This window comes from Flavobacterium sp. LC2016-13 (assembly GCF_009707955.1).
Classification (GTDB): Bacteria; Bacteroidota; Bacteroidia; order Flavobacteriales; family Flavobacteriaceae; genus Flavobacterium.
The window spans coordinates 467,483-488,696 of the sequence record NZ_WMDQ01000004.1 but is presented as its reverse complement, the minus strand read 5'-3'; the positions used below and the strand labels follow the sequence as shown (position 1 = coordinate 488,696).

Below are 21,214 nucleotides of genomic sequence, written 5' to 3'. Positions count from 1 at the left end.
CTTTTCCTTGCTAAAGAAGCAAGAAAAAGGATACCGGTTCTATCGGGGCTAGAGTAGAAGTTTAGTTTTTATTAGAAAATTAGTTAAAAATTAACCTTGGAAATCATTATAGAAGTAGTTTATTCGATTGCCATCCCTGAAAATAACAAAAAAGAGTAATTTTAATTACTCTGCAATTTTTTTATACTCAAATGTTCCTACTTCGGGTGAAGTAATAACACGTTTTTCACTGTCAAAATAATCGATTTTAAATTTAATTGGCAATAAAATAGAAACAATAGTAAGTTCAGAATTGTCATCAGATAATTTCCATTTTGCCTTGTGCGATTCAGTTCCTATAAGACTATCAAAATCGCCATTTTCTTTAAAAACCTGAAAAACCTGATCTGTTTTAAAATAATCAGAAATACTTTTTTCCTTTCCTTTTTTTGTCCATTTCACCAATTGCCATTTTCCCAGAAGTTCTTTAGAAGTTTGTGCGTTTACAGATAAACCAATTAAAAATGCGAATACTAAAATTAATTTTTTCATTTTTTGGAGATTAAAATTCAAAAATAAATATAGTGATTTTTCTGACTTTAATTAAAAAAAATCCATTGTTAAGTATCTCTTATACAATGGATTTATAATTGAATGATTATCGTTTTAGATATTCGATATTTATTAAATTAAATTTTTTAGCCTCCGGATTAAATTCATAATTCAAAGTATTTCCTTTAAAACAGCTTTTAGATTCTTCAAGTGAGAAATTTGTAATATGTAATTTTTTTGTTCCAATAAATTCATATTCAAAACCAATGTAATTATCTTTAAAAAATTCCATACATTTTTCGTCATTTTCATCAATCATTAATGTCGTCAAAAAATGATCGAATATATCTTTGAAGGGTATGTATGTTAATTCTCCATTGAGGTATTCAAATGCCATAAACTCATTTCCATCGCCAACTTTATCATCTGTAATTACAATATAATTATTTGGTTTTATTTTATAAATTGATAAAATCCAACTTCCGTCAACAACTCCAATTTGAAGCGTATTTGGTTGTATAAGAGAAATTGTAGAATAACGATCACGAGGCGGCATTGCATAGTTGTTTTTTTGTATTTTTTTGACATATTCAACCCTTTCCAATTTTTCCCATTCCCAGCTTTCCATAGTGCTATCCGGTAAAATAGTAAGAATGTCTAATAAGTTTTTATGTTCAAGATAATTAATCTTTAAAGTGTCCTGTTTTTCAAAATCATCGTTTTCTGTTTCAGTTTTTAAGGTGTCTTGTGCTTTTTTATTTAACATTTTAGATGCTGATTTTTCTTCGTTCTTTTTACAAGAAAATAAAATCAGGACTAAAAGAGATAAAATAAGATGTTTCATTTTTGCAGATTAATCAGTTGTTATAAGGAAAGTATTTTCAAAATTTTTAAATGTCTTTTGGCGATAAAATTTAATCGATTTGCATGCCGCTTTCTTCATCAAATTGTTTTCGCTCTTCCTCATTCATTCTGTTTCGCAATACTTTTATAGTAAAACCTCCAAATAATTTTCCGTTTTTAAGATACATCCAGTCACTTATTTTAGAATTGTCAATATCTATTTTATCGCCCATTTTGTATTCTGTAATGTATTCCGGTTCATTGGTCAAAATTCCGGAGTATTTACCATCGTTATACTCAATTTCGCCTATCCACATGTGCTCAACATCAGTTGCGTTTTGAAATTGAACTTTTAAAGCCGGATCTTCAATTTCAGGATTTGACAAAGCAGCATTAAACTCATCCAGTGTTTCAGTGGCTTTTTCAATCGCCGCGTTCATTTCCTGATCGCCGCTTGCTACATCATAAATTGTCGGTTGATCTTCTCTTTCAATCTTGTTTGAATCCTTACAGCTTATCAAAAAAAGCATGCATAAAAGGGCGAGTAATTTTATCTTCATTTTGATATAATTTTGTTTTTAATCTGTTAGCAATTTTTTAATTAATACAATTTGACCTAAATGATAATAACTATGTTCAATCATAGCTTCAATGTTTCTATTATAAGTTCCGTATTTTTCATCTACAAAAGCCTGATTCAGTTTTTCATCGGGCATTTGTTCAATCAAGAAAGCAAATTCTTCGCTGTCATTCCAGAATTTCGTTAGAAAATCTTTCCATTTTTCCTGCGAATTAATCAGCGGAAAATCAAAACTAAATTTGTCTTTAATATCCAGGTTTCCACCTTTAAAAACAATATTTAGTCCATTTATATAATAATGAATATGCTGCGCCAAAACCGAAATTGTGTTTAAGTTTTTTATTGGAGTAACAGCAATTTTCCAATCTAAATTATCTAGCTGATCTTTGTAATTAGTGTTGGCAACCCAGGTTCCGTTTAAAATAATTTCTTTAAAACGAATCGCTATTTCTGTAGTTTTCATAAGTAATAAAGTATTGATTTTTAATGAGGTTCCTAGATTCTAAATTTAATCTTTCCGTCTAAAAATATGTAAAGTAGATTAGCTTCTATTCGTGTTTTTTTTTCCAGTTAAAAAGAGAATCCTCTTTAAAAATAGCATTAGAAAAATCTTCTTGTTTTAAATAAAGAGAACCCAATTGGCCAATATTTAAACGAGTTGCATGCAGGGAGTCTTTCTTAATTTGTTCTGATAATAATTGGAACGGAATAAATTGTTTGTTTTCATTGTTTGAATATGGATATGCAAAATTTAATTTTTTTCCATTTTCATAAGTAATCTGAACTTTGTGCCAAAATCCACAATACCAAATTCTTTTAGATGTTTTAAAAACAAAATCAGTATTCGTTTTATTTTTACAGATAACCACAATTGAATCCATTAATCTTTTATTTATTCTGGTTTGATAATTATCTACAAAGTCGGATGTTTGAGATTTGAATAGCGTTTGGGTAAAACCATTTTTGGTTGTGTTGGAATAAATTATAAAATTTCGGGCATTAGTAAAATAAGTAAGTATTTCAATTTCTTTAATTTCATTTGAGTTTTGACAACCCGTTAAAAGAATACATAATAGAATTAAGAAATGTTTCATGTTTTTTGTAATTGACATTTAACCAGATAAATATAATTATTTTTTGCAATTCTGAGATTGGATTAAATCCAAATCTGTACCATATTTTTCCTTGTAACCCAGTTTAAAAGCCATTTCAATATCAGTGCACGCTTTTTCAGCCTCTTTTAAATTTAAATAAATTAAGGCTCTGTTTCTATAGGCATAAGAGTTTTCAGGAAAAAGTTTTAGTGATTTATTGACATCTGCCATAGCTTGTTTTGTGAATCCTAATTTTAGGTTAGAATAACTTCGATTGTTGTAGGGAAGAGGAGCATCAGGTTCATCTTTAATTATTTTGCTAAAGATTTTTTTTGCTTCTACATAATTTTCTTTTTGCAGATATAAAAATCCAATATTATTCCAGACATTATTAAAATTAGGATTTATTTTAACTATTTTTTCGTAATAGAACAGGGCTTTTTCGAAATCATTTTTTTTAAAATTTAGCGTTCCTAAAATGAGAAGTGCAGAAATGTTTTTATTATCTAATTCGTATGCTCTTTCGAAGTTATGATAACTGCTTATTTGTAAATCTCTTTTCATATCGATTATCCCTAAGATATGATAGACAGAACTTTTGATGGAATCGCTTGAAGTTTGCGGAATATATTTGGAAAAGGAATTAGATGCATTTACTAAATCTTCTAATTTTAATTCAAGGATACCCTTAAATAATAACAACTCATTTTTGTTAAAATCTTTTTCATCAATTGAATTTAATAAATCTAACACTTCCCTGTTTTTCTCTTCTTCAATTAAAGGCGCTATTTTTTTTAAAATTTCAAAAGTTTCTCGTGAGACGTTGGTACTATCAAGAGCTGAAGTAATATCATAGTCTATCGAGGGGTTTATTTCTAATGGACTTGTACTTTTTACAATTGTCTCTTTTTTTGTTATTTTTTGAGCATTTAAAAAATGACAGTTAAAAAGAAGCAGTATTAGAATAGAAATAAGTTTTTTCATTTATTTGGTTTTGTTGGGGGAAGTTTTCTGTCGCAAGAACCTGATGAATTTTTCAGCTACTATTAATTTACAGCCTTATACATATCGAGAATATTGTTTACCATCATGGCTAAGAATAGAATCAAAAAAACTGAATTTACGATAAACCCAATTGTCTTTTTTGTAGATTTTGGTTCCTTAAATCCTTTTAAGGCATCTATAAAACCAACGATAGATAAAAAAACGATTACAAGTACCGTAAATCCCAAAATTAAAGAAAGTATGTTGCTGGAAAAATGAGTTAATATTGTTACCACGGATATTAGTAAGGTTGTAAAAAACAATATTAGGCTAATTATAGCATATCGAAATGATTGATGTGAATTCAAATTTGATTTACTGATATTTTGCATGTGTTGAAAATGGAAGGTTCATTTTTAAAAATTAAAACTATTTTTTACCGGATTTTCAGGATTTCTTAAATATTTCGCCACCAGCTTTTATATAATCAATTGTTTTAGATAGGCTTTCTAGTTTCTCATCATCATCAATCTCTGTAATTTCATCAACTAGTTCGTCTCGTTCCATATTTTGTTCGATAGCTCCGTTTTCATCTTCAATAGAATTAAATGAAAAAACATCTGTCACAGTAATTACTTTTTCTGCAATAATGCAATGCCCATAATCTAATATTGTTTTTGTTGTTATATTTCCGCCAACATTTAAAACATAATCACAAAGGGAATCTCCTAATATTACATTTTCGACATTTAAATCTCCTGTAAAATACATGCTCGATAACGTAATTAAATTTTTGCAATTGGCATTTCCTAAAACAATAAGCAATGAAGAATCGACTTTATCGCAATCTTCAATTACGTTAGCAACATTAAGATTACCGTTTATAATAACAATATCATTTCCAACGATTAGATTCTCTAAATTAGTTTCACCTGAATACAAAATAATTTTACCCGCTACTTCATAAAAAGCATTTAATTCATCAACAATTTCTTCTATAAGTACAGATTTGTTTTCATTTATTAATTGAATAGCATCGTCTAAATTGATTTCTTTAAAATTTTCCATTTATAAGTTTAATTTTTAAGTGATTTCTTGAAAGATAAAGTTTTGAGATGAGTCTTTAGCTTTTAATTTTTGTTAAAAATATTCAAAAAATACGTATTAAATTAATGCATTTGTTAATTTTAAAGAATAGATTGTTAAGTTTTTAATAGTCAGGTTTTTAAATTTCAGGAGCACAAATTTTCGGTTTCATAATTACCATTTGTCCCGCTGTACACTAAATATTTTGTGGCAAACCCTGCCACAAAATGATACCGTTTCCATCGGGGCTAGACTAGAAATTTACTTTTTCATAAGAAATTAAATATACCGCAACCACCAATGTTTATTTTTTGCTTTATAAGCTTCATACCAAATGCAGAGTTTATAAAGTGAAGCGACAACAGCAATCCAGATTAAATAAATTGTCCAAAGAGGTAAACCGCTTTCCAGGCCTTTTGGTCTGCCAAAAGTTCCCGTTGCAAATTCTAATTGCGACCAATTAAAACCTTGTAAAAACAGCATGGCGAGTGTTAGAATATGAATCACATAAAAATGAAGAATAAAGTAAAACAAAGGCACTTTTCCGTAAACCATAGTCACTTTTTTAATTCCGTTATTAAATTGCTCCGCAAAGGCAAGTAATAAAAGCATAATGCCTAATGTTGGTAAACAATACAAAAGCGAAGGCGGATATTTAGTAACATTCATAAAAGATAAAAATGTAAAAGCAGTATCTTTTTGAACCGTCCAAAGAGCCGGATCGCCGTAAATATTTATAAACCGAAGAATTACAAATAAAGCTAAGGAACCAAAACCAAGTTTTATAAAAAGTTTTTTTCGTTGTTCGTAAGCCATTTCAAAATAGCGTGCAAAACCAAATCCGGTTAGCATAATGCCTAACCACGGAATAGGAGGATAGCCCATAATAAATGCGCGACCGCCAAACGGAATTACTGCAGGACTAAAAAATGGCGCTAAAACGGCTTTTAAAATCGAGCCTTCCGAAAACGGAATAAGTGGCAAAAGGTTATGGCAAAAAATAATAATCAAACCAATGATTCCTAATTGTTTCGCTGGAATTTTCAACAATAATCCTAAAAGAATAAATCCGAAACCTATTGCGGCTATCACCTGAAATAAAAGCGTGTGAAAACCAATATCAAAAAATAACCCAAAATTGACAACCGTAAATTCGAGTAATAATAACCACAAGCCTCTTTTGATTAAATGCTGTCTCGTTTTTGTAAAATTGTTTTTGCTTTTTAATGAAAGATAAACCGAAGTTCCTGCCAGAAAAACAAAAGTAGGCGCACACAAATGAGTAATCCAACGCGTAAAAAACAAGAAAGGAGTTGTCGTCGATAAATCGGTTGGACTTTGTGTAATGGAATCTATATGCATTAAATCGCGAACGTGGTCTAAAGCCATAATAATCATGACAATTCCGCGAACTATATCAATTGAATGTTGTCGTTTCATTATTTAGATTTTTTAAATACTTCAAAGTAAACTTAATGATTTATTTTATAAGTATTTACGATAGAGAATTTATAATCATATTTTTAAAACCAACTCCACAGAACAGGTTTAAGCAGCATTTTTATTATTCAATTTTCTTAAAAAATGAACGACTAAAAAGAAAATGAATGCTAAGATTGCCCATTTTGAAGAATTTCCCGATTCATTCATCAGTTCATTATATTCTTTGCCATAAGGTCCTGAATGTTTTATGGTTCCGAGAATGAACAGCATTTTTTGAAAATTTGATTTGTCATTTTTAGGATTATCAAAAAGTTGAATATTTATCCAGCCTTTTTCTCCCAAACTCTTTGCTTCAAATATCGTTTTTCCGAACACATTATATCTGGCAAGTGAATAATTTTTATTTGCATCAATTATTAACGTATCACATTTGTAGTCTTTGGCAGTAATTTCATTTAGCATCTTTAGCACGCTTTGAGATCTTTCTGCACCTGCTCCGGGGTTTTCAAAATATTGGTATTCAATTAGTGGTGATTCTTCAACAATACTGGAGTCAATAAAAATTTTTCCATTTTCATAAAATGCATCATATTTTAATTCTCTGTTTTCTTTTTTTATCTGAGTAAACTCACTTGGAACCTGAAAAGTTAAATCTCGTAAATCGACTTTGGTTTGTGAATAGAAACTAACAGTTGTTATTAAAATTATCAGAAAAGGGTTTTTCATAAGAAATGGAGATAATGTTTTGAAGTCCTAAATTTTAACTTTGTTAATTATTGCAAAAGCGCATCTATTTTGGCTTCTGATTTTTCTTTGAGGGCGCTGTCAGGATGAAAACTCCAGATGATCAGGAATTTTCCTTTTGCAAGATATTCTTCCGGATGTGCGTCTGTTGGTTCTTTGTCTTTTCCCCACAACAAACCTTGCAGAAAACTATCGCCTTTAAATCTGTTTTCAAATTCAAAATACATGATACTTCCAGCATCAGTTTTGCTGTTGAAACTTTGTATTTGCTTGCTTTTTACGGTTCCAACAAAGTTGCTGTAAGTGGCAATATCATTGTAAAAATTGCAGGCCTGACTAGAAACGCAGTTATGACCGTCGGTTAAGAAATAGGTTTTGGGAATTTCTTTCTTTGTCAATTTTAAATCAGCAATTGTCTGGCTGAATACATTAGTAGTAAGTAACAGGAATAATACCGACAGGGGAATCGTAATTTTCATGGTTTTTGGTTTTAGTTTTTGGTTATGAAGGCACGAATTTTCAATAACTATTTTAACTATAATTGAATTTGTGCCAAGCTAAAATAATATTTTTATTTGAGTTAACTGGATTTCATTTGAAACGTAAAATCGAAATTAATTTTTCACAATGCTGTTTTCAATAGAATACTTTTTTTAAAATTATTTACTAATTATTTCGATGGCAATTTTAAAGACATTATTATCTATTTCATTTTGATTAGGATTTTTTGCGATCCTGTCGATTTCATGCAGAACTAATTTGTTCTTAAGAATTTTTCCAAAATTGAGTAGAATCCAATATTTCCACATTTCATCTTGCCCAATTAAAATTTTTAATATTTCAGGTGAAAATTTTTCCACGTGTGGAGCTAAAAGTTCCGCAATTGGTTTACTAATTGGCCAATTTCCATCTTGTAACCATTCTAATAAATCTGGAATTATGGGTTTTATTTCATCAAATGAATAAGTTTTCAGTTTTTCAACTGTTTCAAAATCAAATTTGTCTTTAGGAATTAAGATTTTAACATTCATATTATTAAGATCTGTTATCCAAATATTCTAAAATATATATCATTATTGAAAAAACAAAAAATACAAATACAATATTACAAATTCGATATAGTATTTTATTTTTTGCTGTTTCTCTTTTCCATTCTGTAGTAAAAAAATTGTTTTGTCTTCGGTGCATTTTTTTATTGAAATATTCAATCGTAAAACAAAGTATAGTGAAAAATGAAAAGAAAAAAGGAAAATTAATTTTTAAAGAAGGAAATAAAATTTTCTTTAAAATAGCACAAATTCCTAACACAAAAAATGCTTCAATACAAGAAAATGCGAATGTTGGTCTATTCCCTTTACTTGAACCAGTATTAAGATAAAAGAATCTCTGGTATATCTTTTTAATATCCTTACTCACTTTCTAATTTTTACCTGATAAACAATTTCCCAAAATATAATTGAAAAAATTGCATTGGCGAATATTGCTGTTTTGACCTGATAAGGATCATATTTTAAAAACAGATGCAAATTTGTAAACTTCAAGGCTAAGAATAAGCTTAAGGATGCAATAACGACAGAAGAAATTATATTTAATAATACGGTCCATTTTAGGGCAAAAAAAGCATAAATCATATTTAAAATAGCAAAACCACAGCCTAAAGTTATGTAGGGATCAGTTTTTAATATTTCGTTTAGCGAGAGTAAAAATGAAGTTGAAGAAAGATATAGAAAGAATAATATTGAGTATAGCAGGATTCGGATTTGTGGTTTCATAGATATTTTTGTTATTTGTTTTTTATTGAGTTCAGAGACAATTAATCTATTTTTAGAGTTACTAATCTCTTTCCGTTGTTTTTGTTTTTATCATCTAATCCATATAAATAAATTACAAACGACGGTTGATTAGTAGTATGACGAAAATCCATAAGTTCTTTTAGATTAATCTTAATTAGTTTGTTTTTTCCTTTAGATTCTATTCTTGAAACTTCTAATTTTCCTTCGCCAATTACGACAAAAGAATACTTGCAGTCTTGACATGGCATATCATCAAAATATTGAATTGCCAAATAATCTCCGGTTTTATATTCTTTACTTTTGATTACAATTGAATTGTCTACAATTTCGTTTAAATTTTTGATCAACGAATTATTGTAATAAACTTTCCAGGTTGAAATTGTATCTAAAGGACTGCTTTTTGAATAAAAAGGAAGTAATAAAAGGAATAATATCAGGATTGTTTTTTTCATGTTTTTCTAATTTTTATCTGATAAATAATTTCCCAAAACATAATTGGGAAAACAGCATTAGCAATTATAGTTGTGCCTATATCATAGGCGTCGTAACGAGAGAATATATGTAAATCGCTAAATTTTAATGCCAAAAATAAACTCAAAAAAGGGATAATTACGGCGCTTAAGATATTTAAAAACGGTTTTAGTTTTAAGACTAGAAAAGTATAAAAGATATTTATAATAATAAATCCGCACGGAACTGTAATAAAGAGCTCATAAATTTGCAGTTGAGTATCAATATAAATAAAAAGGAATGTTGAAGAAAAGTACAATACTGCAAGTAATGGATAGATAAAGATTCGTAATCGTGGTTTCATTATTTGAGGGTTAATAACGATACTAAAGTAATCTTTTTTTGTGTTATAATTTTAGAGTTTTCATTTTTGATAAAACAAAAAAAGCACAAAATAATAAGATATTTGTGCTTTTTTAATATTTTCTATTTTCAAGGAATTATTTCCCTTTATATAATTTTTCTAAGTACTCAACTTTTTCTTTTTCAGCCTGAACCAAACGTTCGTAAAGTTCAACAACTTTATCAAGAGGATTGAAATTGCAAATATTATTGTGACCAAAATTGCTGTTTGTAACAGATTCATTAAAAGTATTAAAATAATTAAATACATTTTCTTCTGAAAAACTTTTGATAGCTTCTACCGTAACGCCAAGTGCTTCTGCAATATTTACAAGTTTTGTTTCATCAACGGTTTCACTTCCTTCAATACCAGAAATAGCTTGCTGATTTGAACCAATTGCCTGTGCAAGTGCTTCTTGTTTCATTCCACGAAGTTCCCTGATTCGGCTAATATTTCTGCCAATATGTTTTGGTTTTTCTGCTGTGCTCATACTTCAAAGGTATTTAAAATTTTTTGAAAAATTTGTGGTTGATGAAAAAGATGGGTTTTTCTTGGGGTGCTATTTTTTTTATTTGAATGAAACAAAAATACGTTTTTTCTGATAAGAATTAATCTTTGTTTAGCAAGAATTTATCCTCATCGCTAGCGCTAGCGTTAGCTGGGGGATTCTATTGTTATTTTGGATTTCTACAGTTTTTCTTAATGTTTTTATTATGAGATCAGTGGGATTCACAGAGTAATTAAGTTTCATTAAAATACTTCGAAGAGCGAAGTTCATCTTCTCATTTTACACAAAAAACAGATTTGTTTTAGTTTTTCTCTTATTTTTATAAATCACTTTTTTGAAACAGTTATTATGTGCATAAAAAAAGTCTCGAAAAATCGAGACTTCAAATTAAGAATAAAAAATTAAATTATTTTTTTATAACTTTAAATGTTCGAACAGAATTATCAATAGAAATTTTAGCAATATAAACGCCAGATAGTAATTGTGACATATCGACTTGTTCACTATTGGAGTTTACATTCTTATTAATTATTTCCTGCCCAAGTAAATTGACTATTTTTATATTCGTAATTATATCTTTATAATTTAAATTTAAAATATTAGATACAGGGTTTGGATAAACATCCAAATCTGATAAATCGAAAGTTGGTGTACTTAAGTTTTTATTTGGTGTCCATGAAAATTTAGTGCCACTTACAGGCTTAATAACTTGTTGATTGGTATAGCAATAACTATCATTGTCTGTTGAGGGTACTGTTTTGTTCCAATCATTAACAAGAAAAGTTTTTCGCACGTTAAAATCACTACTTTCAGTACCACCCAATCCAACTTGAGCAAACGAACTGCTTTGAGTAAATTGCATGAAACCATACACTACATCAACTACATTTGATGTTTCATTTAATATAATTTGAAAATCAAAATTACAACCAGTAGTATAACCATAATATTTATAATTAGTCCATTGCACAATTAAGGCACGATTAGGAGCAGTTCCAATTGTAGCAATTCTTAAATTTGAAGATAAAGATGAATTTGTTTGATTAACTACACCACTTAAGTCAGCGTGAAATCCGGCAATTCTATTTCTTAAATATGTAGGAGTTGAAACATACGTTGAAGATAAAACAGAGTACAAATGTGTCGCTGAAGTTGTCTTCATATCTACAGAAGGTGTTAGGGAACTTTGGCCCAACGAAATCCATCCATTAACATTAACTCCCACTCTGTCAAAAACAACTCCATTAAAAGTAAAATCAAATCCTATAGGAAACCCTACTCCCGTCTCTGTAGAACCACCAGAAAGATTTGCTGGATTTAAAAAATTTTGATCTTCATTTCTGATGACCCCTAAAATTGTTCCTGTCGTAATTTGGTTATATGTACTAGTACTTTGAGAAAACGTATAAGCACTAACCTGTGCATTAATTTAAAAAAAAGAAAAGGCTAATAAAAAATAAAGTATAGTTTTTTTCATGTATAAAATGTTTGGTTTGATTTTCTATAAAAGTATATTATTTAATATATATATTAAATAATTAAGATTATTTTTTTTACAAATTAGGTTTGTCTTAGTTTATAAGAGTTGTGTTCACGAAAAGGTAACCGCTGATAAATTTTTATAATAATGAATTCAAAAAGTTCCAATAAAATGAAGTCCAATCATAGAATTTGAAATTTGCGGAATTAATTGTTTGTGCATTTTAAATTTTTTAGGATTGTCGTTAAAAGCACTAGATTCATTTTTTGCGATTTGCTTACGACTGCTAATTACTATCGATCGCCCGATTATGGTACCGACTAATCCGCCTACTAATAAGTCTGAAACCCAATGGTCATGACTTTTTATATTTGAAAGAAATACCACAGTTACAAATGTATAAGGTATCCAATAGTTGTTGTATTCCATTTGAAATACTTTGGCAACAGCAAAATAAGAGGTAGAATGAAAAGAAGGGAATGAAGTGCCGCTCCCTCCATGCGTAAGGTGGATATGATGGAAGTTTCCAAAATCCCACGGATTTTTTGTCCAGGGCTCTACAACAGGATTATCATCGTTTATTTTTCTTTGAGGCCTGTTTCTTGAAGATATAGTTTTTAGAACTATTTGAGTTATGACATAAGAATACGCTAAAGATTTAACGGCATTAACAGCGACAACTTGTCCTTTTTTGTTATTAATAATTAGAGAACCCGCATATAGTCCAATAATTGGGTAAACAATATAAGAGTCGGTGCCGATTACATGAGGAATTGTGCTTTTGATTTTTGGTAAACTATAATCAATATTAGGTTCTATGTGATCGTGCAAAAAACCTGTAGTTTGTTTGTCAACGGCAATTAGACCAATTATTCCTGCGGTATAAATAGCTGTTCTTTTCCAATCACTTGAAATAGTGTGTCCCATTGCTGAAAAATCACCGGGAACACTAAGAAAACTGTCTGCAAGTACAGAACCTGCTACTTTAAATCGATTGTCTTTTTTTATTTTTAGACTATCATTCTGAGAAAAACAGGAAATAGAAAGTATGCTAAAAAAAATTACGGTGTAAAATTTCATAGTAAAACAATTTGAAATTAAAACGTATTTAGTAAGCTTAAAATTACAAAAAAAATCGAGTTTTTGTGATTTTTAATTATTTTTTGAAGTATTTTTAAGATTATTAGTTGTTTATAATGAGTTGGTTATGTTTTTAAATGTTGTTATTCGGCATTTTGTGTCATTTCGACGGAGGAGAAATGACAAAATTGGACTGAGACTTCGACTTCGCTCAGCCTGACAAACGTTTACCAATCTAAAATCTGAACTCTAAAATCTAAAATAAAAAAAATCCCGCCTCAATTAAGAAACGGGACTTCGAGTGATATTCTCTTTTTTTTTATTTTAAACTGTTGCAGCAACTTCTTGTGGCAACGGAATTTGATTTTTAAGTAAATCTTCGAATGTTTCGTGTGCACGAATCAAGATTCCTTTTCCGTTCATCCAAAGAACTTCGGCTGGTTTGTATCTTGAATTGTAGTTTGAAGACATTGAAAAACAGTATGCTCCGGCGTTTCTGAAAGCAAGAATATCACCTTCTGTAATTTCCGAAATTTTGCGGTTGTTGGCAAAAGTATCAGTTTCGCAAATGTATCCTACAACTGAGTAAAAACGCTCTTTTCCTTTTGGGTTTGAGATGTTTTCGATATAATGTTGTGAACCGTAAAACATTGGGCGAATTAAGTGGTTGAAACCACTATCAACTCCGGCAAAAACGGTTGATGTTGTTTGTTTTACTACGTTTACTTTTGCTAAGAAGAAACCTGCTTCACTCACCAAAAATTTCCCTGGTTCGAAAATCAAGGTTAAATCTCTTCCATATTCTGCACAGAAAGAATTGAATCTTTTTGATAATTTTTTACCTAATTCTTCGATATCAGTTTCGATATCGTCTTTTTTGTAAGGAACTTTGAATCCGCTTCCGAAATCTAAAAATTCTAAATCTTTGAAGTGTTTTGCAGTATCAAACAAGATTTCAGCAGCATACAAGAATACTTCGATATCTAAAATATCAGATCCTGTGTGCATGTGAATTCCAACAATACTCATTTTTGTATTTTCTACAATTCGCAATATATGCGGAATTTGATGTACCGAAATTCCGAATTTACTATCGATATGTCCTACAGAAATATTAGCATTTCCACCCGCCATTACGTGTGGATTGATACGAATACATACCGGAATTTGTGGATATTTTGTTCCGAATTGCTCCAGAATAGATAAGTTGTCAATATTGATTTGTACACCCATTGCGGCAACTTCTTCGATTTCTTCAAGAGAAACGCCGTTTGGTGTAAAGAAAATTTTGTCAGGATCATAGCCAGCATGAAGTCCTAATAAAACTTCTTGAATTGATACAGTGTCTAAACCAGATCCCATGTTCTTTAATAACTGAAGAATCGCAACGTTAGACAATGCCTTCATGGCGTAATTAACTCTTAAGTTTTCTACCTTAGAGAAAGCTTTTGTTAATCTATTGTACTGAGATTGGATTTTTTCGGCATCATAAACATATAATGGACTTCCAAATTGGTCTGCTAACTGCAGTAAATCTTTTGCTTGCATTTTTAAACTATTTTGAGCAAAGTTATTACACTTTTGACTAACAGCAAATTTTTTGTAGAAAAATAACAAATTGTAACAAATTGTTTGTTTTTAAACAAAAAGTGCTTTATTTCGAATTTTTGTAACCTCTTAAAAGATGCTAAGGTTCTTAGATGCTAAGATACAAAGTTTTTTTGCCACAGATTTAATTGATTAGATGGATTTTTTCTATTTTAAAAGAAACCAAATGATTGTATTTAGCCCCGATTGAGGCGGTATCCTCGTAGTGAAACGGAGAGATATAGCCGAAAGCGGGAACTATGTTTATTAAAACACCAATTGTGATGCTTCAAAACATTTTTTTTGCCACGAATTTTTAATTTTCTCAAAATGCTCAAAACATAGCCCGTGGTTTCAACCACGGGCTATGTTGAAATAGAGATCGTTTGATTATTGACATAAAAAACAAAACCCCTGAATATAAATTCAAGGGTTTGTTAGTAGTTATGTTGTTTATCGGAATTACAAACTCGGTAAGTCTCCGTTTCCTTTGGTTGGCAAGTTTGTAGAGCCCATTAAGAACAAATCTACTTCTCTTGCTGCTTCGCGACCTTCTGAAATAGCCCAAACAATCAACGATTGTCCTCTTCGCATATCACCAGCAGTGAAAATGTGAGGAACATTTGTTTGATAATTTTTAGCTTTATAGTTGTTTCTCATATCGATTTCAAGACCTAATTGCTCGCTTAATGTTTTTTCAGGACCTGTAAATCCTAAAGCCAATAAAGCTAAGTCGCAAGGCCAGATTTTTTCTGAACCTTCTTTTTCGATTAATTCTGGACGTTGACCTGGAGTCATTTTCCATGCTACTTCAACAGTTTTTAATCCGGTTAATTCACCTTTATCATTAGAAATGAATTCTTTAGTATTGATTAACCAGTTTCTGTCGCAGCCTTCTTCGTGAGAAGATGAGGTTTTTAACTGCAACGGCCAGAAAGGCCAAGGAGTTGACTCGCTTCTTCCAACCGGAGGTTTTGGTAAAATCTCAAAGTTAGTTACCGATTTTGCTCCGTGTCTGTTTGAAGTTCCAATACAGTCTGAACCTGTATCTCCACCACCAATAACGATTACATCTTTTCCGGTTGCTTTAATTTGGTCTGGAATTGACTCTCCAAATACAACTTTAGTTTGTTGTGTTAAGAAATCCATTGCCTGAACAACGCCTTTACTTTCGATTCCTTTAGTTGGCAAACTTCTTCTTTCTGTTGCTCCTCCGCATAAAACGATAGAATCGAAAGTGTTTAATTCTGCTACACTAAAGTTAACACCAACATTTACATTGGTTTTAAAAGTGATTCCTTCTGCTTCAAGAATAGCTACACGTCTGTCGATGATTCCTTTTTCTAGTTTGAAATTCGGAATTCCGTAGCGTAATAAACCTCCAATAGCGTTATCTCTTTCAAAAACAGTAACTGTGTGTCCAGCTCTGTTTAATTGTTGTGCTGCTGCTAATCCTGCAGGACCTGAACCAATTACGGCAACTGTTTTTCCTGTTCTGGTTAATGGAGTTTGTGGTTTTATCCAGCCTTCTGCAAAACCAATTTCAACAATGTTTTTCTCGATGTTTTCGATTGAAACAGGATCTTTGATGATTCCTAATACACATGCTTTTTCGCATGGAGCAGGGCATAAGCGACCTGTAAATTCCGGAAAGTTATTAGTAGATTGTAAAATCTCTAATGCACTTTGCCATTCTTCCTGATGTACCATGTCGTTGAAGTCAGGAATTAAATTTCCTAACGGACAACCACTGTGGCAAAAAGGAATACCACAATCCATACATCTTGAGCCTTGTTCTTTTACTTTATCTTTTGCTAACGGAATAGTAAATTCGTTGTAGTTTGAAACACGTTCTGCTACTGCTAAATTACTTTCGTCGGCTCTGTTATATTCTTTAAATCCGCCTATTTTACCCATGACATTTAAATAAATTTAGTTGTGAGTTGTAAAATGTGAGAGGTGAGTTAAAAAACTTAGCACCTCTGCACCTTTGTACCTCAGAACCTTTTAATTAAGCTATTAATTCTTCTATTTTTTTCTCTTCTGCAATTCGTTGTAATGCTTTTTTGTAATCAGTTGGCATTACTTTTACGAAATGTTTCTGCTCATTTTCCCAGTCTGCTAAAATTCTTTTTGCTAATGGACTGCTGGTGTACAATGAATGATTTCTAATCAAGCGTCTTAGTTTGATGACATCATCTTCTTCGATTGGGTCAAATGCAACCATTTCCATGTTACATACTGTCGAATCGAATTTTTGTTTCGGATCATAAACATAAGCTACACCACCGCTCATACCAGCTGCGAAGTTTCTACCTGTTTTTCCTAAAACAACCACTGTACCACCGGTCATGTATTCGCATCCGTGATCTCCAATTCCTTCAACAACGGCTGTTGCTCCAGAATTTCTTACACAAAAACGTTCTCCGGCTATTCCATTAATATAAGCCTCTCCGGTGATAGCTCCGTAAAGGGCAACGTTTCCGATAATGATATTGTCTTCAGGTTTGAAGGTTGCAGTAGGAGGGACTTTAACAATTAGTTTTCCTCCGGACAGCCCTTTTCCTAAATAATCATTACAGTTTCCGTGAATTTTAAATGACAATCCGTTTGTTGCAAAAGCACCAAAACTTTGTCCGGCAGAACCTTCAAAATCAACTAAAATAGTGTCATCAGGTAATCCTTGTGCGCCATATATTTTTGAGATTTCATTACTCAAAATAGCACCTACAGAACGGTCTGTATTTTTAATTTTAAACGTAACTCTTGTTTTTTCTTTTCTATAAATAGATGGAATTGCTTCTTTGATGATCGCAAAATCCAATACATTTTCAAGTTGGTGATCTTGCTCTGTTGTATTGTGATTTGGAACCGTTTTAGCTTTTTCCGGTTTGTATAGAATTGATGATAAATCTAAACCATTTGCTTTGTAATGTTTGATCGCTTTGTTCACATTTAATTTTTGTGACTGACCAACCATTTCTTTTAAGGTTCTAAAACCTAATTGTGCCATGATTTCTCTTAATTCTTCAGCGATAAAATACATGAAGTTGATTACGTGCTCCGGAGTTCCTTTGAAATTTTTTCTCAATTCAGGATCCTGAGTTGCAATACCAACCGGGCAAGTATTTAAGTGACAAGCTCTCATCATGATACAACCTGAAGCTACAAGTGGGGCAGTAGCAAAACCAAATTCTTCAGCTCCTAATAATGCAGCAATCGCAACATCACGACCAGTTTTCAATTGTCCGTCACATTCAAGAACTACACGGCTTCTTAAATCATTTAAGATTAAAGTTTGTTGGGCTTCTGCCAATCCAAGTTCCCACGGAATACCTGTGTGTTGCAATGAAGTTAATGGTGCAGCACCAGTTCCTCCATCGTAACCAGAAATAAGGATAACGTCAGCTTTTGCTTTGGCAACACCGGCAGCAATGGTTCCAACTCCAACTTCAGAAACTAATTTTACGTTTACACGCGCTTCACGGTTTGCATTTTTCAAATCGTAAATCAACTGAGATAAATCCTCGATAGAATAAATATCGTGGTGAGGAGGAGGCGAAATCAAACCTACATAAGGTGTAGAGTTTCTGGTTTCAGCAATCCAAGGCACCACTTTTTCTCCAGGTAATTGTCCACCTTCACCAGGTTTTGCACCTTGAGCCATTTTAATCTGGATTTCTTTAGCGTTTGTCAAATAGTTGATCGAAACACCAAAACGTCCCGAAGCAACTTGTTTGATTGCACTGTTTCTGGAATCTCCGTTAATTTCTTTCTGGAAACGTTTTGGATCTTCTCCACCTTCTCCAGAATTACTTTTTCCGCCAATTCTGTTCATTGCTATCGCTAAATTCTCATGCGCTTCTCTACTGATAGATCCGTAAGACATCGCACCTGTTTTGAATTTTTTTACAATTTCTGTCCAAGGTTCTACTTCATCAATAGAAATTGGATCTAAATTATTAAATTCAAACATTCCTCTAATAGTCATTAAGTTAGAGCTTTGCTCATTCACCATATTAGAGTATTCTTTATAACTCTCAGGACTGTTCAAACGAACGGCCTGTTGTAATTTAGAAATTGTTGTTGGATTAAACATGTGTTTTTCTCCGCCACGTCTCCATCTGTAAATACCTCCAATTTCTAAAGGAAGCAAGTTTGCTACTTTTGAATTTGGAAATGCTTTTTGAAAACGTTTTTTCACTTCTTTTTCTACTTCCATCAAACCAATTCCTTCGATTCTTGAAGGTGTGTATGGGAAATATTTAGAAGTAAATGTTTTATTCAAACCTAAAATCTCGAAAATTTGAGCAGCTCTGTACGAATGTAACGTAGAGATACCAATTTTGTTCATGATTTTAACGATTCCTTTTGCAATTGCTTTGTTGTAATTTACAATTGCATAATCAGCTTTTACACCTTTAATAAATCCTTGGTTTACCTGATCGTGAATAATTTCGTTTACCATGTATGGATTGATGGCGCTTGCTCCGTATCCGAACAATAAAGCAAAATGATGTGGCTCACGAGGTTCTGCAGATTCGATTATGATTCCGAATTTAGAACGAACCTGTAAAATATTCAAAGAGTGGTGAATATAAGAACAAGCCAATAGCATTGGTATTGGAGCTAATTGCTCGCTTACACCTCTGTCAGATAAAATGATCACATTACATCCTTCAGAAACTGCTTTAAAAGTAGCCTGAACACATTTTTCAAGCGCGCGCTCTAAACCGTTAACTCCTTTTTCTATTTTATATAAGGTAGAAATTGTAGCCGATTTAAAATCTGCGTGATCAATATTTCTTATTTTATCTAAATCCTCGTTTGAAATAACCGGATTTTGAATTTTTAGTTTTTTACATTGTTTAGATTCAATTTCAAAAATATTGAAATCTCCACCAACTGCTAAACTGATATCAGTAATGATTTCCTCACGAATACCATCCAAAGGCGGATTGGTTACCTGAGCAAATAATTGTTTGAAATAGTTGTACAATAATTGTGGTTGGTCTGATAAAACCGCCAAAGGCGTATCGTTACCCATAGAACTAATTGCTTCAGCTCCCTGACCCCCCATTGGGTTGATGATTGTTTTTAAATCTTCAATTGTATATCCAAATAATCGTTGTCTGGTCTGGAAATCTAATTTCTCAACCGGAGTAGGATTGTTGGTATAAGGAACTTTAGCTAAAGGCAATAAATTTGCATCTAACCATTCTTTATAAGGACGTTTTGTTACTATTGCTTTTTTAACTTCGTCATCTTCAATAATACGGCCTTCGTTCATATCTACCAGGAACATTTTTCCCGGCTCTAAACGACCGTGCTGAATAACATCTTCAGGATCGATATCAAGTACACCAATTTCTGATGACATAATTACGAAACCACTATGTGTTAATGTATAACGAGAAGGACGCAATCCGTTTCTGTCTAACAAAGCTCCAATTACGTTACCATCTGTAAACGGAATAGAAGCCGGACCATCCCAAGGTTCCATAATACAAGCGTTAAACTCGTAAAATGCTTTCTTTTCCGGAGACATGGTTTGGTGTTTCTCCCAAGCTTCAGGAACTACCATCATCATTGCTTCCGGTAATGAACGACCTGTCATTAACAAAAGTTCAACTACCATATCCATAGAAGCAGAATCTGATTTTCCTTCTAATATAATAGGGAATAATTTTTTAATATCATCGCCAAAAACTTTGCTTTGCATAAGCTCTTCACGAGCACGCATACGGCTTACGTTTCCACGAAGTGTATTAATTTCACCATTATGACACATGTATCTAAATGGCTGTGCTAATTCCCATGAAGGGAAAGTATTTGTTGAGAAACGTTGGTGCACTAACGCCAAACGAGTCACTAAATCAGGATCTTTTAAGTCAACATAATAACGGCTGATGTCTTCCGGCATCAATAGACCTTTATATATTATGGTAGTTGTCGATAAACTAGAGAAATAAAACATGTGACTTTCAGAGGTTTTTGACCCTCTTACGGCATGTTCAGCAATTTTTCTAGCTGCAAAAAGTTTTGCATTAAATTCTTGTTCAGTTAAATTCTGACCGTTTTTGCTAACAAAAACCTGTTTAACTGTTGGTTCTTTTTCTGCGGCAATCTGCCCTAAATTCTCCACTTCAACAGGTACGTCTCTCCATCCTAAGATCTTTAAATTCTGATCTTTAATAGTTGATTCGAAAGCGTTCATGCAAAAAGAAACCTGATTTTTACTTTTTGGTAAAAAAAGCATTCCTACTGCATACTCACGCGTTTCAGGGATTTCAAAATCACATACTTTTTTAAAAAATGCATGTGGGATGTCAAATAAAATTCCAGCTCCATCTCCAGTTCTTCCGTCAGAACTAACTGCACCACGATGTTCCAATTTTATTAAGATGTCCAATGCTTTGTGAATGATGTCATTAGATTTAATACCATTCAAATTACAAATAAATCCTGCACCACAATTGTCGTGTTCAAATTCAGGCAAATAAAGCCCTTGTTCTTTAACTTTCATTCTTGATATTTTTTCTTCAAAAATACGGATTTCGTTAAATATAATGTAGTGAAAATGTAATTTGACTTACATTTTTGTTGTA

At 31.7% G+C, this 21,214-nt stretch carries 21 protein-coding genes; 2 read left to right on the top strand and 19 right to left on the bottom strand.

The window, feature by feature from the left end; translation table 11 throughout:
• Positions 1–165: 165 nt before the first annotated feature.
• From GKZ86_RS11480 to GKZ86_RS11455, 6 genes are all read right to left on the bottom strand, one after another.
• On the bottom strand, positions 166–531 hold the full coding sequence (locus GKZ86_RS11480) for a hypothetical protein (protein ID WP_154783251.1): 366 nt from the start codon (positions 529–531) through the stop codon (positions 166–168).
• 106 nt (positions 532–637) lie between these two features.
• Positions 638–1,375, bottom strand: coding sequence for a hypothetical protein (locus tag GKZ86_RS11475; RefSeq protein WP_154783250.1), 738 nt, complete (start codon positions 1,373–1,375; stop codon positions 638–640).
• A 70-nt stretch (positions 1,376–1,445) separates the two neighbouring features.
• On the bottom strand, positions 1,446–1,934 hold the full coding sequence (locus tag GKZ86_RS11470; protein WP_154783249.1) for a YegJ family protein: 489 nt from the start codon (positions 1,932–1,934) through the stop codon (positions 1,446–1,448).
• An 18-nt stretch (positions 1,935–1,952) separates the two neighbouring features.
• Entirely contained in the window at positions 1,953–2,417 is a 465-nt protein-coding gene (locus tag GKZ86_RS11465) for a DUF1572 family protein (RefSeq protein WP_154783248.1), read from the bottom strand.
• Positions 2,418–2,502: 85 nt separating this feature from the next.
• Positions 2,503–3,048 carry a hypothetical protein gene (locus GKZ86_RS11460; RefSeq protein WP_154783247.1) on the bottom strand — a complete coding sequence of 182 codons (546 nt, stop codon included), beginning with the start codon at positions 3,046–3,048 and terminating at the stop codon, positions 2,503–2,505.
• 36 nt (positions 3,049–3,084) lie between these two features.
• Complete coding sequence (locus GKZ86_RS11455; RefSeq protein WP_154783246.1) at positions 3,085–4,032, bottom strand: tetratricopeptide repeat protein; 948 nt, start codon at positions 4,030–4,032, stop codon at positions 3,085–3,087.
• A gap of 105 nt (positions 4,033–4,137) precedes the next feature.
• Here GKZ86_RS11455 and GKZ86_RS11450 point away from each other — a divergent pair, with 105 nt between their 5' ends.
• Positions 4,138–4,311: a hypothetical protein gene (locus GKZ86_RS11450; protein ID WP_154783245.1), complete on the top strand. Its 174-nt coding sequence runs from the start codon at positions 4,138–4,140 to the stop codon at positions 4,309–4,311.
• A 168-nt stretch (positions 4,312–4,479) separates the two neighbouring features.
• Here the strand turns inward: GKZ86_RS11450 and GKZ86_RS11445 are convergent, their stop codons facing one another.
• The 5 genes from GKZ86_RS11445 to GKZ86_RS11425 all read right to left on the bottom strand — a co-directional run bounded on the left by GKZ86_RS11445 (position 4,480) and on the right by GKZ86_RS11425 (position 8,336).
• Complete coding sequence (locus tag GKZ86_RS11445) at positions 4,480–5,100, bottom strand: hypothetical protein (RefSeq protein ID WP_154783244.1); 621 nt, start codon at positions 5,098–5,100, stop codon at positions 4,480–4,482.
• A 297-nt stretch (positions 5,101–5,397) separates the two neighbouring features.
• A complete protein-coding gene (locus tag GKZ86_RS11440) occupies positions 5,398–6,558 on the bottom strand; it encodes a DUF1624 domain-containing protein (protein WP_154783243.1) in 1,161 nt (386 codons plus the stop codon).
• Positions 6,559–6,666: 108 nt separating this feature from the next.
• Entirely contained in the window at positions 6,667–7,287 is a 621-nt protein-coding gene (locus GKZ86_RS11435; protein ID WP_154783242.1) for a hypothetical protein, read from the bottom strand.
• 47 nt (positions 7,288–7,334) lie between these two features.
• Positions 7,335–7,784, bottom strand: coding sequence for a hypothetical protein (locus GKZ86_RS11430; RefSeq protein WP_154783241.1), 450 nt, complete (start codon positions 7,782–7,784; stop codon positions 7,335–7,337).
• A gap of 180 nt (positions 7,785–7,964) precedes the next feature.
• Entirely contained in the window at positions 7,965–8,336 is a 372-nt protein-coding gene (locus GKZ86_RS11425) for a DUF5071 domain-containing protein (protein WP_154783240.1), read from the bottom strand.
• Between the two features lie 194 nt (positions 8,337–8,530).
• On the opposite strand from GKZ86_RS11425, the gene GKZ86_RS11420 reads away from it, so the two are divergent.
• Entirely contained in the window at positions 8,531–8,683 is a 153-nt protein-coding gene (locus tag GKZ86_RS11420) for a hypothetical protein (RefSeq protein WP_154783239.1), read from the top strand.
• A 34-nt stretch (positions 8,684–8,717) separates the two neighbouring features.
• On the opposite strand, the gene GKZ86_RS11415 is transcribed toward GKZ86_RS11420, so the two are convergent.
• The 8 genes from GKZ86_RS11415 to gltB all read right to left on the bottom strand — a co-directional run bounded on the left by GKZ86_RS11415 (position 8,718) and on the right by gltB (position 21,132).
• A complete protein-coding gene (locus tag GKZ86_RS11415) occupies positions 8,718–9,077 on the bottom strand; it encodes a hypothetical protein (protein ID WP_154783238.1) in 360 nt (119 codons plus the stop codon).
• 41 nt (positions 9,078–9,118) lie between these two features.
• Positions 9,119–9,550, bottom strand: coding sequence for a hypothetical protein (locus GKZ86_RS11410; RefSeq protein ID WP_154783237.1), 432 nt, complete (start codon positions 9,548–9,550; stop codon positions 9,119–9,121).
• A gap of 498 nt (positions 9,551–10,048) precedes the next feature.
• On the bottom strand, positions 10,049–10,441 hold the full coding sequence (locus tag GKZ86_RS11405) for a helix-turn-helix domain-containing protein (protein WP_154783236.1): 393 nt from the start codon (positions 10,439–10,441) through the stop codon (positions 10,049–10,051).
• A 424-nt stretch (positions 10,442–10,865) separates the two neighbouring features.
• Positions 10,866–11,621 carry a T9SS type A sorting domain-containing protein gene (locus GKZ86_RS11400; RefSeq protein WP_154783235.1) on the bottom strand — a complete coding sequence of 252 codons (756 nt, stop codon included), beginning with the start codon at positions 11,619–11,621 and terminating at the stop codon, positions 10,866–10,868.
• A 471-nt stretch (positions 11,622–12,092) separates the two neighbouring features.
• Positions 12,093–13,019, bottom strand: coding sequence for a phosphatase PAP2 family protein (locus GKZ86_RS11395; RefSeq protein ID WP_154783234.1), 927 nt, complete (start codon positions 13,017–13,019; stop codon positions 12,093–12,095).
• Between the two features lie 324 nt (positions 13,020–13,343).
• Positions 13,344–14,567 carry a diaminopimelate decarboxylase gene (gene lysA / locus GKZ86_RS11390; protein ID WP_154783233.1) on the bottom strand — a complete coding sequence of 408 codons (1,224 nt, stop codon included), beginning with the start codon at positions 14,565–14,567 and terminating at the stop codon, positions 13,344–13,346.
• Positions 14,568–15,068: 501 nt separating this feature from the next.
• Complete coding sequence (locus GKZ86_RS11385) at positions 15,069–16,523, bottom strand: glutamate synthase subunit beta (protein ID WP_154783232.1); 1,455 nt, start codon at positions 16,521–16,523, stop codon at positions 15,069–15,071.
• A 94-nt stretch (positions 16,524–16,617) separates the two neighbouring features.
• Positions 16,618–21,132 carry a glutamate synthase large subunit gene (gene gltB, locus GKZ86_RS11380; RefSeq protein WP_154783231.1) on the bottom strand — a complete coding sequence of 1,505 codons (4,515 nt, stop codon included), beginning with the start codon at positions 21,130–21,132 and terminating at the stop codon, positions 16,618–16,620.
• Positions 21,133–21,214: the final 82 nt, after the last annotated feature.

What these genes read in the sequence shown, in the direction of transcription:
- GKZ86_RS11480 (WP_154783251.1), bottom strand. Translation starts at nt 531, where the DNA reads ATGAAAAAATTAATTTTAGTATTCGCATTTTTAATTGGTTTATCTGTA.
- GKZ86_RS11475 (WP_154783250.1), bottom strand. Translation starts at nt 1,375, where the DNA reads ATGAAACATCTTATTTTATCTCTTTTAGTCCTGATTTTATTTTCTTGT.
- GKZ86_RS11470 (WP_154783249.1), bottom strand. Translation starts at nt 1,934, where the DNA reads ATGAAGATAAAATTACTCGCCCTTTTATGCATGCTTTTTTTGATAAGC.
- GKZ86_RS11465 (WP_154783248.1), bottom strand. Translation starts at nt 2,417, where the DNA reads ATGAAAACTACAGAAATAGCGATTCGTTTTAAAGAAATTATTTTAAAC.
- GKZ86_RS11460 (WP_154783247.1), bottom strand. Translation starts at nt 3,048, where the DNA reads ATGAAACATTTCTTAATTCTATTATGTATTCTTTTAACGGGTTGTCAA.
- GKZ86_RS11455 (WP_154783246.1), bottom strand. Translation starts at nt 4,032, where the DNA reads ATGAAAAAACTTATTTCTATTCTAATACTGCTTCTTTTTAACTGTCAT.
- GKZ86_RS11450 (WP_154783245.1), top strand. Translation starts at nt 4,138, where the DNA reads ATGGCTAAGAATAGAATCAAAAAAACTGAATTTACGATAAACCCAATT.
- GKZ86_RS11445 (WP_154783244.1), bottom strand. Translation starts at nt 5,100, where the DNA reads ATGGAAAATTTTAAAGAAATCAATTTAGACGATGCTATTCAATTAATA.
- GKZ86_RS11440 (WP_154783243.1), bottom strand. Translation starts at nt 6,558, where the DNA reads ATGAAACGACAACATTCAATTGATATAGTTCGCGGAATTGTCATGATT.
- GKZ86_RS11435 (WP_154783242.1), bottom strand. Translation starts at nt 7,287, where the DNA reads ATGAAAAACCCTTTTCTGATAATTTTAATAACAACTGTTAGTTTCTAT.
- GKZ86_RS11430 (WP_154783241.1), bottom strand. Translation starts at nt 7,784, where the DNA reads ATGAAAATTACGATTCCCCTGTCGGTATTATTCCTGTTACTTACTACT.
- GKZ86_RS11425 (WP_154783240.1), bottom strand. Translation starts at nt 8,336, where the DNA reads ATGAATGTTAAAATCTTAATTCCTAAAGACAAATTTGATTTTGAAACA.
- GKZ86_RS11415 (WP_154783238.1), bottom strand. Translation starts at nt 9,077, where the DNA reads ATGAAACCACAAATCCGAATCCTGCTATACTCAATATTATTCTTTCTA.
- GKZ86_RS11410 (WP_154783237.1), bottom strand. Translation starts at nt 9,550, where the DNA reads ATGAAAAAAACAATCCTGATATTATTCCTTTTATTACTTCCTTTTTAT.
- GKZ86_RS11405 (WP_154783236.1), bottom strand. Translation starts at nt 10,441, where the DNA reads ATGAGCACAGCAGAAAAACCAAAACATATTGGCAGAAATATTAGCCGA.
- GKZ86_RS11400 (WP_154783235.1), bottom strand. Translation starts at nt 11,621, where the DNA reads ATGAAGACAACTTCAGCGACACATTTGTACTCTGTTTTATCTTCAACG.
- GKZ86_RS11395 (WP_154783234.1), bottom strand. Translation starts at nt 13,019, where the DNA reads ATGAAATTTTACACCGTAATTTTTTTTAGCATACTTTCTATTTCCTGT.
- lysA (WP_154783233.1), bottom strand. Translation starts at nt 14,567, where the DNA reads ATGCAAGCAAAAGATTTACTGCAGTTAGCAGACCAATTTGGAAGTCCA.
- GKZ86_RS11385 (WP_154783232.1), bottom strand. Translation starts at nt 16,523, where the DNA reads ATGGGTAAAATAGGCGGATTTAAAGAATATAACAGAGCCGACGAAAGT.
- gltB (WP_154783231.1), bottom strand. Translation starts at nt 21,132, where the DNA reads ATGAAAGTTAAAGAACAAGGGCTTTATTTGCCTGAATTTGAACACGAC.